The sequence below is a fragment of the Phocaeicola sp. genome (genome assembly GCF_048170425.1).
In the GTDB taxonomy this organism is placed as follows: domain Bacteria; phylum Bacteroidota; class Bacteroidia; order Bacteroidales; family Bacteroidaceae; genus Phocaeicola.
On record NZ_DBEXBB010000270.1, the window covers coordinates 1 to 13175 of the forward strand.

Consider the following 13175-nt stretch of genomic DNA (forward strand, 5'->3'; position numbering starts at 1 on the left):
CAAAATTAAGTAAAAGGATGTACTTCCAAAGAAATATTCTTTCCATTTATCCACAGGGAGATTATTTTTACTATTTTTGCAGAGTTAAAAGAAAAAACAAAAAGTTTCCGTATGACAGAAATAAATACAACCGAAAATTCAGAAAAGAAAAGCCTGAATTTTATTGAGCAAATTGTAGAGAAAGACTTGCAGGAAGGTAAAAACGGTGAAAGAATACAGACCCGTTTCCCGCCAGAGCCTAACGGATACTTGCACATCGGACATGCAAAAGCCATTTGTCTGGACTTCGGAATCGCACAGCGATACGGAGGAACCTGTAACCTGCGTTTCGATGATACAAACCCGACTAAAGAAGACGTAGAATATGTAGAAGCCATCAAGGAAGACATCCAGTGGCTGGGCTTCCAGTGGGGCAATGAATATTATGCTTCCGATTATTTCCAGCAATTGTGGAACTTTGCAATCCGTCTTATCAAAGAAGGAAAAGCGTATGTAGACGAACAGACCTCGGAAGAAATCGCAGCCCAGAAAGGTACACCCACCCAGCCGGGAACGGAAAGCCCTTATCGCAACCGTCCGATTGAGGAAAGCCTGGAGCTGTTCCAGAAAATGAATGCCGGAGAAATTGAAGAAGGCAAGATGGTGCTGCGTGCCAAGATTGACATGGCCAACCCGAACATGCACTTCCGCGACCCGATTATCTACCGTGTGGTTAAAACTCCTCACCACCGTACCGGCGACAAATGGAAGGCTTACCCGATGTATGACTTTGCCCACGGACAGAGCGACTTCTTTGAAGGAGTAACACATTCATTGTGTACACTGGAATTCGTGGTACACCGTCCGCTTTACGACTTGTTTGTAGACTGGGTGAAAGACGGAAAGGACTTGGATGACAACCGCCCGCATCAGTATGAGTTCAACAAACTGAACCTGAGCTACACACTGATGAGCAAGCGTAATCTGCTGACGTTGGTAAAAGAAGGACTGGTAGACGGATGGGACGATCCGCGTATGCCGACCATCTGCGGTTTCCGCCGTCGCGGATACTCACCAGAATCCATCCGTAAATTCGTTGACAAAATCGGGTATACCACATACGATGCACTGAACGACTTTGCCTTGCTGGAAAGTGCCGTTCGTGAAGACTTGAACGCACGTTCTACCCGCGTATCTGCCGTGCTGAATCCGGTAAAGCTGATTCTGACCAACTATCCGGAAGGACAAGTAGAAAAAATGGAAGCCATCAACAATCCGGAAGATTTGAACGCCGGCACACATACCATTGAGTTCAGCCGTGAATTATGGATGGAACGCGATGACTTCATGGAAGATGCACCGAAGAAATATTTCCGTATGACTCCGGGACAGGAAGTCCGTCTGAAGAATGCCTACATCGTAAAATGCACCGGCTGTAAGAAAGACGAAAACGGAAATGTGGTGGAAGTGTATGCAGAATACGACCCGAACACCAAGAGCGGTATGCCGGAAGCCAACCGCAAGGTGAAAGGTACGCTCCACTGGGTAAGCTGCAACCACTGTCTGAAAGCAGAAGTCCGTTTGTACGACCGCTTGTGGAAGGTAGAAAATCCGCGTGATGAAATGGCAGCTATCCGTGAAGCCAAAGGATGCTCTCCGCTGGAAGCCATGCAGGAAATGATCAACCCGGACTCATTAAAGGTGCTGAACGAATGTTACGTAGAAAAATTCCTGGCCGATGCCAAACCGCTTGATTATCTGCAATTCCAGCGTATCGGTTACTTCAATGTGGACAAAGATTCTACTCCTGACCATCTGGTATTCAACCGTACCGTATCATTGAAAGATACATGGAGTAAAATCAACAAATAAAAGTAAAGCGATAAAGTTGCTCTTTTATCAAACTGATTTTAAATCATTTAGATTCATATAGAAATGCCCTTGTGTTTGATTCAGAACACAAGGGCATTTCTTTTCAAACACTTTGGCGTTTAAAGTAAAACGCAAGTGCGTTCGAAGGAAAATGCACTTACGTTTGAACTAAAATGTACTTGCGTTTGAACTAAAATGTACTTGCGTTTCATATCAAATGCACTTACGCATAAAAATACCGCTGAAAAAACTCTCAAAATCTCTCCAGCGGCATCGTATATCCCAAACAGTTCTTAACTAACCGGTGTTTTAGCCGAAAGTTTCTCCAGAAAATACACTAAGAAAAATCCTGCCACCATCAGCACTACCGCTTCCGGCACATGTGCATCAGGCAATATATTGGTTTCTATCAAAGGCTTCACTTCTCCGTGACTGTCGACAAATGTCTCTACCACCTCTTTCCAAGGCCAAACCTTATTCAGGGAGCCCAGCATAAAGCCGGTCAGTATCGCCAGCGTGATGTTGCGGAAATGTGCCAACGCATACGACAAGATACGTGAGAAAGAAGTGATTCCGATGCAGGCACCAGCTCCAAATACCGCAATCACCACTACATCAAGTGTTTTCACTGCATCCATAATGAAAAAATACTTGCCTAACAATACCAGAATAAAACTACCGGAAATACCCGGAAGAATCATGGCACAAATGGCTATGGCACCACACAGAAAAATGAAAAGCAGATTAGAAGGTGTTTCGGCCGGAGTTGCCACGGTAATATAAAAGGCTACCACTACCCCAATGACAAAAGCCACCCACGTTTTCCAGCTCTTCCATTCCTTGATGTCTTTCGACACAAACCAGGTAGATGCCAGTACCAGTCCGAAGAAAAACGACCATACCAATATTGGCTGGTTCACCAACAGCCACGTAATCAGTTTGGCCAATGAAAATACGCTGATACCGATACCTGCCAGCAGGAAAAACAAGAAATTACCATTGATTTTCTTCCAGAAAGTCGCCCATTTCCCTGAGAAGAAAAGTTTCAGGCTTTCCAGATTAACACTTTTAATCGAATTAATCAGTTCGTCATAGATACCTACAATAAAGGCAATGGTTCCTCCTGATACTCCGGGCACTACATCGGCAGCCCCCATTCCCATTCCTTTTAACATCAGAACTGCATAGTCTTTCAGTTTTCGTTCCATCAATTTTACTTATCTATAAATTAGCGAATGCAAAGTAAACGAAAAAAACTCTCTGAGCTACTATCCACAAAAACATTTTATGGTTTTTATTGTTATATTTATAACGAATATTCAAAAATAGAATCATTATGGCTACAACTTTATTTCAAGGAACTCCCGTGGCACTGGCCGGAGAGTTTATACAAAAAGGAGCACAGGCTCCCGATTTTTCACTGGTAAAAGGTGATTTGAGCACTTTTTCTTTAGCTGACGCCAAAGGAAAATTTGTGGTGTTAAATATTTTCCCTAGCATGGATACCGGAGTATGCGCTGCTTCTGTACGTAAGTTCAACAAGCTGGCAGCCGGAATGGAAAATACACTGGTACTGGCCATTTCAAAGGACCTTCCGTTCGCACAAGGCCGCTTCTGTACGGCAGAAGGAATTGAACGCGTCATTCCGTTGTCTGACTTCCGCTATACTTCTACTTTCGGAAAAGATTATGGAGTGCTGATGACTGACGGTCCTTTATGCGGGCTACTGGCTCGTGCGGTGGTTGTTCTGAACCCGGAAGGAAAGGTTATCTATACGCAACTGGTACCGGAAATCGTTGAGGAACCGGACTATGACGCCGCACTGGCAGCTATCAAATAAAAGCAAAAACTTGTGTAAACCATAAAGCAGAAAGGGACAGCCGTAATGAAACGAACTGTCCCTTTCTGCTTTATGGTTTATATACTTCTATACGTCGCGTCTTATTCGGCAGAAAACTCCTTAATCCGCTGCTCTTCCGTCAGGCGGCAAACCAGCAAGGTATTGTCCTTTTCAGCCACAATATAACCGTCAAGTCCCTGCACCACGACTTTCTTCTCCTGAGTGGCATGCACCACGCAGTTACGCGACTCATACATCTTTATATTCGAACCGATACATACATTGTTATGCGCATCACGTCTGGAGTTTTCGTGAAGTGAACCCCATGTACCCAAATCACTCCATCCAAAAGAAGCAGGGAACACATAAATTTCATCCGCTTTTTCCATCACTGCATAGTCTACCGAGATATTTTCGCACGAAGGAAAAAGTTCATCCACCATCTCCTGTTCTTTATCAGTATAATAATAAGGAAGAAGACGTTCGAACACTCTTGCCATAGCAGGCTGATACACACGGATAGCATTGACGATGGTATTGACATTCCATACAAAAATTCCCGCATTCCAAAAATAATTGCTGCGCTGCAAGTAGCGTTCTGCCGTAGCCAAATCCGGTTTTTCGCGGAAAGCATCCACCCGATAAATTTCCTTATTGGAAGGACAAGCCATCGACAAATCGGCTTCAATATAACCATAACCCGTTTCCGGACGGTTGGCCTTCATACCCAATGTGACAATGGCATCCGAATCGGCTGTAAACTTCATAGCAGATGTGACTACACGACCAAACTCCCGCACATTCATTACGATATGGTCGCTCGGTGTCACCACAATATTTGCTTTCGGATTACGTGCCTTAATTTTCCAACTCACATACGCAATACAAGGTGCCGTATTACGACGGCAAGGTTCCAACAAAATATGATCAACAGGAACCTCCGGAAGTTGCTCTTTCACAATCTCCGCATAGTTGGCCGAGGTTACAATCCATACATTTTCCGGCAGACATACATCTTTAAAACGATCGACGGTCAATTGAATGAGCGTACGTCCGCAACCCAGCACATCAATAAACTGCTTGGGCATTTCTGGACTGCTCATCGGCCAAAAGCGACTGCCTATGCCTCCGGCCATAATGACCACATGATTATTCATTGGATTCATAACAAACTTTTCTTGGTAACTTCGCAAAGTTAACTCATTAATTTGAATATTTCCTATCTTTGCAGAAAATTATCAATTGAAAATGAGAACTTATCCATGCGTCCTGACCATTGCCGGATCCGACTGTAGCGGTGGCGCGGGCATACAAGCCGATATTAAAGCCATATCCGCATTGGGGGCATACGCAGCCAGTGCCATAACCGCCATCACCGTACAAAATACGCTCGGAGTAAAAGGCATTCACCCTGTTCCCCCTACTTACGTTAAAGGACAAATAGAGGCCGTTATGGACGACATTCGTCCGAAAGCTGTGAAAATCGGAATGATCAATGATGCGGAAATTGTAAAGGTAATAGCAGAATCTATTCTCAAATATCATCCTGAATACGTGGTATTCGACCCGGTTATGGTATCGACCAGCGGATGCAAGTTGATGGAAGACGAAGCCATAGAAGCCATTACTTCCCGGCTTATACCTTTAGTCAGCCTTATCACCCCCAATCTGAGTGAAGCAGAAATCTTGGCTGGACAAAAAATCAACAGCGTAGAAGACATGAAGTACCAAGCAAAAAAAATGTTGAAACTGGGATGTAAAGGAGTACTTATCAAGGGAGGGCATCTGGACGGAGGACAAATGTGTGATGTGCTTCAAACGAGCACGGAAGAAATTCCTCATTTATTTACTGCCCCGAAAGTAAACAGCCGGAACACACACGGAACCGGGTGTACCTTGTCTTCCGCTATTGCCACTTTCCTGGCATTGGGAGAACCCATGTCCGTGGCCGTGGAAAAAGCCAAACAATATGTATATAAAGGTATTGAATCTGGAAAAGACATTCGTATAGGAGACGGACACGGACCGTTAAATCACTTCCACTCTCCTGTCGCAATGCACATTTTCGACAAAAATGAGTAATATCTCAAAAGAATCATTACCTTTGCAGACAATAACTTATAAACAAGTAATCATTATGAAAGCATTTGTATTTCCTGGACAAGGAGCACAATTCGTAGGTATGGGAAAAGACTTGTACGAAAACTCTCCGCTCGCTAAAGAATTATTCGAGAAAGCCAATGATATTTTAGGTTACCGTATTACAGACATCATGTTCGAAGGTACTGACGAAGACTTGCGTCAGACTAAAGTAACACAGCCAGCCGTATTCCTGCACTCTGTCATTTCTGCACTGTGCATGGGCGACGCTTTCCAGCCGGAAATGACAGCCGGACACTCTTTGGGTGAATTTTCAGCTCTGGTAGCTGCCGGCGCATTGTCATTCGAGGACGGATTGAAACTGGTGTATGCACGTGCCATGGCTATGCAGAAGGCATGCGAAGCCCAGCCGTCTACCATGGCTGCCATCATCGCATTGCCCGACGAAAAAGTAGAAGAAATCTGTGCTTCAGTTGCCGCTGAAGGAAAGGTTTGTGTAGCAGCCAACTACAACTGCCCGGGACAGATTGTCATTTCTGGTAGCATTGAAGGTATTAACAAGGCTTGCGAACTGATGAAAGCTGCAGGTGCCAAACGTGCCCTCCCGCTGAAAGTAGGTGGTGCATTCCACTCTCCGCTAATGGACCCTGCCAAGGTGGAACTGGAAGCTGCTATCAACGCTACTGAATTCCACACACCGAAATGTCCGATTTATCAGAATGTGGATGCGCTTCCACACACTGACCCGGCTGAAATCAAGAAGAACCTGGTAGCACAGCTTACCGCTTCTGTACGCTGGACACAAACAGTACAGCAGATGATTGCCGACGGAGCTGATGACTTCACAGAATGTGGTCCGGGTGCAGTATTGCAAGGATTGATTAAGAAAATCAACAAAGACGCTAATGCACACGGAATAGCATAATCAGGCCATGAGTCTGACAAGGCACGAATTATACAAAGCAGACGGATTCTCTTTTTTATCCGTGCGAAAGTATAATTCGTGCTTTTTTCGTTTTTAAAATTATTCAAACATTATGGAAACAACAGAAAAGATTATCATATACCAAGTTTTTACCCGCTTGTTTGGTAACCAGAACAAGACCTGCCGTCCAAATGGCAGCCTTGAAGAAAACGGATGTGGAAAGATGAATGATTTTACCAAACAGGCCTTACACGAAATAAAAAAATTAGGCGCTACGCACATCTGGTACACCGGACTGCTGGCACATGCCTCACAAACTGATTACACCGCATACGGCATTTCTAAAAACCATCCTTCCATTGTGAAAGGGAAAGCAGGCTCTCCGTATGCCATCCGCGATTATTATGACATAGACCCTGACTTGGCCGAGCATGTAGACAAGCGTATGGAGGAATTCGAACATTTGGTTACACGCAGCCATGAATGCGGACTGAAGGTCATCATGGATTTTGTTCCTAACCATGTGGCACGTCAGTACCACTCTCTAGCCAAACCGACTGGTGTAAAGGATTTGGGTGAGGAGGATGACTGCTCTCAGGATTTCAATCCACAAAACAATTTCTACTATATACCGGGACAAAAGTTAGCAGGCGAAATTGACCTTTATGATCCGGAACAGGGGAATTACGAAGAAATGCCGGCTAAAGCCACCGGAAACGACCGCTTTGATGCATGGCCCAACCGGAACGACTGGTATGAAACCATCAAGCTGAATTATGGGGTAGATTACCTGCATCACACCGGAGGACATTTCGACCCGGTTCCGGATACCTGGAAGAAAATGGAAGACATACTGAGCTACTGGGCTGGAAAAGGTATTGACGGCTTCCGTTGTGACATGGCCGAAATGGTGCCTTGCGAATTCTGGGGATGGGTCATTCCCCGCATCAAGGCTGTATTCCCGCAAATTATCTTTATTGCCGAAGTGTACAACCCGAATGAATACCGTAACTATATTTACAACGGACATTTCGACTACTTATACGACAAGGTAGGACTTTATGACACGCTAAGAAACATTACTTGCGGATATGGTTCAGCCACCGGAATCACCCACTGCTGGCAAAGTGTAGACGATATTCAGGAACACATGCTGAATTTCCTGGAAAACCACGACGAACAGCGTATCGCATCCGACTTCTTTGCTGGAAATCCTTTCAAGGCTGTTCCTGCATTCATCGTATCGTCCTGTCTGCGAAGCAATCCGGTCATGGTTTATTTCGGACAGGAATTAGGCGAAAAAGGAATGGATTGCGAGGGTTTCAGCGGACAAGACGGACGAACTACCATCTTCGACTACTGGAACGTAGACAGCATTTACCGCTGGAGCAACCGCGGACGCTGGAATACACATCTGCTCAATGAAAAGGAAAAGGAGTTGCGTAAAACTTACGAAACCATCCTGCATATCTGCCAGAAAGAACAGGCTATCAGCAAAGGTGAATTCTTCGACCTGATGTATGTGAACCTGAACGGATGGCAGATGAACGAACACAAGCAGTATGCCTTCCTGCGCAAATACGGTCAGGAAGTACTCTTTATTATGGTAAACTTCAGTGATACGGCAAGTCAGGTGGCAGTTAATGTACCAGCCCATGCATTTGAGTATTTCAAAATGGCTCCATCAGCCCAGTGCAATGCTAAAGACCTGCTCACCGGGAAAACAGAGAAAATCTGTTTCACCCCCGAAAGCCCCACTTGCACGGAACTGCCTGCATACGGTGGAAAGATTTTTAAACTAAAAGTAAAATAATCAACCGAAACAGGACCGATAGCTTTCAAACGTAAATAGTTTTAATTTATTTTGTTTGGAAACTTAAAACAAAAAGGTATCTTTGCACAAATAGCATAACTTTGTGCAAACTATAAATACAGTTATATGGAAAAAAGTTTTCTGGCCTTCATCGAGAACAGTATTAAAAAAAACTGGGACCTGGATGCCCTGACAGACTATAAAGGTGCTACGCTACAATATAAGGATGTAGCACGTAAAATAGAAAAACTACATATTCTTCTGGAAGAAAGCGGTATTAAGCCAGGCGATAAGGTAGCTTTGTGCGGACGCAACAGTTCACACTGGGGAGTCGCCTTTCTGGCTATTCTGACTTACGGTGCGGTAGCAGTTCCTATTCTTCATGAATTCAAGGCAGACAATGTACACAATATCGTCAATCATTCCGATGCTCGTCTTCTCTTTGTAGGAGATGTGGTATGGGAATCGCTGAACGAAGCCGAAATGCCTAATCTGGAAGGTATCATTCTGATGACCGACTTTACCCTGCTGGTATGCCGAAGCAAACAGCTGGAATATGCCCGCGAGCACTTGAACGAAATGTTTGGAAAGAAATTTCCACGCAATTTCCGGAAAGAGCACGTCAGCTACCGAAAAGATACTCCGGAAGAACTGGCACTTATCAACTATACTTCTGGAACGACCAGCTTCTCCAAGGGAGTAATGCTTCCTTATCGCAGCTTGTGGTCAAATACACAATTCGCGTTTGAGGTTTTAACCTTACAGCCTGGGAATAAAGTAATTTCCATCTTGCCCATGGCACACATGTACGGGCTGGCCTTTGAATTTATCTATGAATTCTGTGCTGGCTGTCATGTGTACTTCCTCACCCGTATGCCAAGTCCTAAGATTATTTTCCAGGCATTCTCGGAAGTGAAGCCCCACATTGTGATTTCTGTTCCACTTATCATTGAGAAGATTATCAAAAAGAACGTGTTGCCTAAACTGGAGACACTGAAAATGAAACTTCTGCTGAAAGTTCCTCTGATTAATGATAAAATTAAGGAAGCCGTACGTGAACACATGGTACAGGCTTTCGGTGGAAATTTCTATGAAATTATTATTGGAGGCGCCGCTTTCAATCAAGACGTAGAAAAATTACTCAGAAGTCTGGATTTCCCGTATACAGTAGGGTATGGAATGACTGAATGCGGCCCGATTATCAGCTATGAAGACTGGCTGCGCTACAAACCGGGCTCTTGCGGAAAAGCTGCCCCACGCATGGAAATAAAGATAGATAGTCCTGACCCCCAGCACATTGTAGGAGAAATTCTTGCAAGAGGAGAGAATGTGATGCTGGGATATTACAAAAATCCTGAAGCAACCGCGCAAGCCATCGACGCAGAAGGCTGGCTGCACACGGGCGACTTGGGGGTTATGGATAAGGAAGGAAATGTCACCATCAAGGGACGAAGCAAGAACATGCTGCTAGGACCTTCCGGACAAAATATTTATCCTGAGGAAATTGAAGAGAAGATAAGTAACCTCCCGTATGTATGCGAAAACATTGTCATCCAACAAAGTGACAACAAATTGGCCGCACTTATTTATCCGGACTTTGAAGAAGCATACCAGCAAGGGTTGTCAGATGCAGATATTGAAAGAATCATGGAGGAAAACCGTATAGCCTTGAATGCAGAACTTCCTGCCTATTCCCAGATAACACGCATCAAGATTTATCCTGAAGAATTTGAGAAGACACCTAAGAAAAGCATCAAGCGTTTCTTATACCAAGAAGTCAAGTAACATCATGAAACGAACATTCATATCCGCGTTCCTGCTAGGGAGTATCCTGGCAGGAACGCATTTATCTGCACAAGAAACGAAACAAGCTCCTGCTCTGAAAAAAGGACCGAACGTTTCAATGAATATTACCAATAAAAAGAAGTTTCCACCTAGAACTTACGTAAACCTCGGTTTGTTTAGCAATTATCCTTGTCTAAACGGGTTGGGCATCAATTTGATTTCCAGTCTTCAACATTATAATTCGTATGGCATGCAGCTTTCCGGATTCACCAATGTATCCGGCCTGAAGTCCACGGGTGTGCAAATCTCCGGTATTGCCAACGTAACTGGTAAAAGAGCATGCGGATTCATCCTTTCTGGTCTGACAAATGTCACAGGTACTTCCGCATACGGTCTATCCATTGCCGGCTTGGGAAATATTTCCGGAGGAGACATTAAGGGCGTAGGAATTGCCGGTTTGGTCAATGTAAGTGAAGATACCAGAGGACTGGCTATATCTGGCCTGGCCAACGTAAACAAAGACGTACAAGCTGGACTCATTATTGGAGGATTGATGAATGTTTCCGGGAACTCCTCCAGGGGTGTACAGTTAACCTCTCTATTGAACGTAAGCGGAAAGTCTAACCAAGGATGGCAAATGGCCGGGCTTGGAAATGTGAGTGTAGAAAACAAAGGGATACAAACCGCATTGCTCAACTACAGCGTCAATAACAGAGGAGTACAGTTAGGAGTAGGAAATGTCAATACTAAAAACAGTTCCAAAGGTTATCAGATTGGAATTGTCAATGTAAGTACAGACAGTACGGCCCATCAGATTGGCTGCATCAACCTGAAGCCACAAACCCGCGTGCAAATGATTATATCCGGAGGTAACGCCAATAAAGCCAGCCTGTCTATCCGGTTCAAGAACAAATATACTTATACGCAAATCGGTACAGGTGCATACTATCTGGGCGTAGACAATAAGCTTTCCGTCACAGGGTTCTATCGTGCAGGCGTGTATCACAGTCTGACTGACAAATTAGACCTCAGCGCCGACCTTGGATATTATCACATCGAATCTCTGGAAAACAAGCACCACGGCTATCCAGTCCGTTTATATGCTATCGAGCCACGAATAAGTCTGGAATATAGCTTGACAAAAAAATTCGGCCTTATCCTTGCCGGCGGGTACGGATGGACCCGGACGTATAAAGGTAATCAAGCTTATGACAAGAAAATGGTTATTGAAGCAGGAGTGGTTTTGTTCTAAACAAAACTACTCCTTATTTTATATGCAATAAAAGATTTACTTATCCGTTCAGACTTGCAGAACGCACACGGCTCAGGGTTTCCGGTGTCATTTGCAACAAAGAAGCAATATAGACCAAAGGAGCACGCTTCAGGATTTCGGGATGCAACTGAAGCAGTTTATTATAACGTTCATGCGCCGGCTCAAAACGCAACGTATCAGCCTTTACCTGAGATTCTATCAGAGAGGCCTCAAAAAGTTTACGGTAAAAAGCACCGATTTCTGCATCTTTCAAAGCAAGTTGTTCTATTTTATCCTTAGGAATATCCCATGCAATGGTAGGTTCCAAGGTTTCAATCATCAGACGGGTAGGTTCTTCCTTCAAATAACTTTCCAGACAAATGACTACTCCTCCTTCATAAGCGATATGTTCAGTCAAATCTTTATCATATTTAAAATAGAATTGACGTGTCAGCCCCTTTTCCAGATAAAGCATGGAACGACAAACATCACCTTCATCCAGTATACGTTCACCTTTCTTAAATTTTCGGCAAATCAATATATCGGCCAGTTCATGAATCTGCTCCCGACTTAAAAGACATTTCATCCTGGAAACCATAATCTTGGCTACTTCTATATTTGTCATCATATCATTCTGTTTATAAAATACTTATTTGACCTTGATGCGATCGAAACCTTCGCCAAACACACCAATAACAGCACTCTGCGAAACAAAAGCCTTGGGATCGATGTCTTTAATCAAACGGAAAATAGTGTTGGACTCTCTTTTCTTAGCCAGTACAAACATCATTTTCACTCCGTTATGCGTATAGCAGCCTACCCCATCAATAAACGTGACTCCACGATGCAAGTCTTTATTGATACGAGCACCTATTTCCTCATATTTACTGGATATGATAAAGAACTGCACAGACTGACGGGCACTGTTTACTACCTGGTCTAATACAAAACTGGATATAAAAAGCACCACATATCCATAAACCACTTTTTCCCAATTATGCAATACCAAATAACTTGAAGAAATAATAATCACGTCACAAATCAAGATAACCCTTCCCAACGTAATGTCACGATACTTATTGATAATAGCTGCAATAATATCGGTACCTCCCGTACTTCCATTGGCAGAGAATGCGACTCCAATACCAGCTCCACAGAAAGAAGCTCCCAGCACACACGACATAAAAGGCTGATCATGAATCAGTTCTCCTGTAACAAACTTCTGAATTACACCCAATATAAACGTCAACGTAAAGACGGCAAATATGGTCTTCAGACAGAATTTCAACCCTAGAATCTTCAAAGCAAGAAGAAGAAGGAGAAAATTTATAATCAGATAAGTATATTGTACAGGAAAACCTGTGCCCCAATAAACGATAGATGCAATACCCGGCACCGCTCCCGAAGGAATATCACTTGGCAACAGAAACACGGTCCATCCAATACCATACATAATCATACCCAAAGCAATCATTAAATAATCTTTGGTCTCTCTCAAAATTTTCTGCTTTCTAGTAGCAGGCAAAGCTGGATTCATTTTCGTATAGATTATCTTTAAAATTTTCAGGTGCAAAAGTAAGAAAAATTCCATACAATTGACTTATATCAA

Annotated in this window: 11 protein-coding genes; 7 read left to right on the top strand and 4 right to left on the bottom strand. The window is 43.7% G+C overall.

Annotation, left to right across the window (positions count from 1 at the left end):
* Positions 1-111: 111 nt before the first annotated feature.
* Positions 112-1851, top strand: coding sequence for a glutamine--tRNA ligase/YqeY domain fusion protein (locus ACMJ0U_RS10660; RefSeq protein WP_417129897.1), 1740 nt, complete (start codon positions 112-114; stop codon positions 1849-1851).
* Between the two features lie 293 nt (positions 1852-2144).
* On the opposite strand, the gene ACMJ0U_RS10665 is transcribed toward ACMJ0U_RS10660, so the two are convergent.
* Positions 2145-3059 (bottom strand): DUF368 domain-containing protein, encoded by a 915-nt coding sequence (locus ACMJ0U_RS10665; protein ID WP_417129898.1) that lies wholly within the window; start codon positions 3057-3059, stop codon positions 2145-2147.
* 128 nt (positions 3060-3187) lie between these two features.
* On the opposite strand from ACMJ0U_RS10665, the gene tpx reads away from it, so the two are divergent.
* Positions 3188-3691: a thiol peroxidase gene (tpx, locus tag ACMJ0U_RS10670; protein WP_417129899.1), complete on the top strand. Its 504-nt coding sequence runs from the start codon at positions 3188-3190 to the stop codon at positions 3689-3691.
* Positions 3692-3792: 101 nt separating this feature from the next.
* On the opposite strand, the gene ACMJ0U_RS10675 is transcribed toward tpx, so the two are convergent.
* Positions 3793-4857 carry a mannose-1-phosphate guanylyltransferase gene (locus ACMJ0U_RS10675; RefSeq protein ID WP_417129900.1) on the bottom strand — a complete coding sequence of 355 codons (1065 nt, stop codon included), beginning with the start codon at positions 4855-4857 and terminating at the stop codon, positions 3793-3795.
* Between the two features lie 82 nt (positions 4858-4939).
* On the opposite strand from ACMJ0U_RS10675, the gene thiD reads away from it, so the two are divergent.
* The 5 genes from thiD (at position 4940) to ACMJ0U_RS10700 (ending at position 11566) form a co-directional block, all read left to right on the top strand.
* Positions 4940-5773, top strand: coding sequence for a bifunctional hydroxymethylpyrimidine kinase/phosphomethylpyrimidine kinase (gene thiD, locus ACMJ0U_RS10680; RefSeq protein ID WP_417129901.1), 834 nt, complete (start codon positions 4940-4942; stop codon positions 5771-5773).
* A 55-nt stretch (positions 5774-5828) separates the two neighbouring features.
* Positions 5829-6716, top strand: coding sequence for an ACP S-malonyltransferase (gene fabD, locus ACMJ0U_RS10685; protein ID WP_417129902.1), 888 nt, complete (start codon positions 5829-5831; stop codon positions 6714-6716).
* 112 nt (positions 6717-6828) lie between these two features.
* Entirely contained in the window at positions 6829-8529 is a 1701-nt protein-coding gene (locus tag ACMJ0U_RS10690) for an alpha-amylase family glycosyl hydrolase (RefSeq protein WP_417129903.1), read from the top strand.
* Positions 8530-8655: 126 nt separating this feature from the next.
* Positions 8656-10314, top strand: a complete 1659-nt coding sequence (locus tag ACMJ0U_RS10695; protein ID WP_417129904.1) for an AMP-binding protein — start codon at positions 8656-8658, stop codon at positions 10312-10314.
* 4 nt (positions 10315-10318) lie between these two features.
* Positions 10319-11566 (top strand): hypothetical protein, encoded by a 1248-nt coding sequence (locus ACMJ0U_RS10700; RefSeq protein ID WP_417129905.1) that lies wholly within the window; start codon positions 10319-10321, stop codon positions 11564-11566.
* 40 nt (positions 11567-11606) lie between these two features.
* Here ACMJ0U_RS10700 and ACMJ0U_RS10705 read toward each other — a convergent pair whose 3' ends face one another.
* Positions 11607-12191, bottom strand: a complete 585-nt coding sequence (locus ACMJ0U_RS10705; protein ID WP_417129907.1) for a Crp/Fnr family transcriptional regulator — start codon at positions 12189-12191, stop codon at positions 11607-11609.
* Positions 12192-12215: 24 nt separating this feature from the next.
* Complete coding sequence (locus ACMJ0U_RS10710) at positions 12216-13103, bottom strand: YitT family protein (RefSeq protein ID WP_417129906.1); 888 nt, start codon at positions 13101-13103, stop codon at positions 12216-12218.
* Between the last annotated feature and the right edge of the window lie 72 nt (positions 13104-13175).

Bases quoted from the DNA above. Each gene is read 5' to 3' on its own strand.
- ACMJ0U_RS10690 (WP_417129903.1), top strand. From the start codon at position 6,829: ATGGAAACAACAGAAAAGATTATCATATACCAAGTTTTTACCCGCTTG.
- ACMJ0U_RS10700 (WP_417129905.1), top strand. From the start codon at position 10,319: ATGAAACGAACATTCATATCCGCGTTCCTGCTAGGGAGTATCCTGGCA.
- ACMJ0U_RS10660 (WP_417129897.1), top strand. From the start codon at position 112: ATGACAGAAATAAATACAACCGAAAATTCAGAAAAGAAAAGCCTGAAT.
- ACMJ0U_RS10710 (WP_417129906.1), bottom strand. From the start codon at position 13,103: ATGAATCCAGCTTTGCCTGCTACTAGAAAGCAGAAAATTTTGAGAGAG.
- ACMJ0U_RS10695 (WP_417129904.1), top strand. From the start codon at position 8,656: ATGGAAAAAAGTTTTCTGGCCTTCATCGAGAACAGTATTAAAAAAAAC.
- fabD (WP_417129902.1), top strand. From the start codon at position 5,829: ATGAAAGCATTTGTATTTCCTGGACAAGGAGCACAATTCGTAGGTATG.
- thiD (WP_417129901.1), top strand. From the start codon at position 4,940: ATGAGAACTTATCCATGCGTCCTGACCATTGCCGGATCCGACTGTAGC.
- ACMJ0U_RS10705 (WP_417129907.1), bottom strand. From the start codon at position 12,191: ATGACAAATATAGAAGTAGCCAAGATTATGGTTTCCAGGATGAAATGT.
- ACMJ0U_RS10675 (WP_417129900.1), bottom strand. From the start codon at position 4,857: ATGAATCCAATGAATAATCATGTGGTCATTATGGCCGGAGGCATAGGC.
- tpx (WP_417129899.1), top strand. From the start codon at position 3,188: ATGGCTACAACTTTATTTCAAGGAACTCCCGTGGCACTGGCCGGAGAG.
- ACMJ0U_RS10665 (WP_417129898.1), bottom strand. From the start codon at position 3,059: ATGGAACGAAAACTGAAAGACTATGCAGTTCTGATGTTAAAAGGAATG.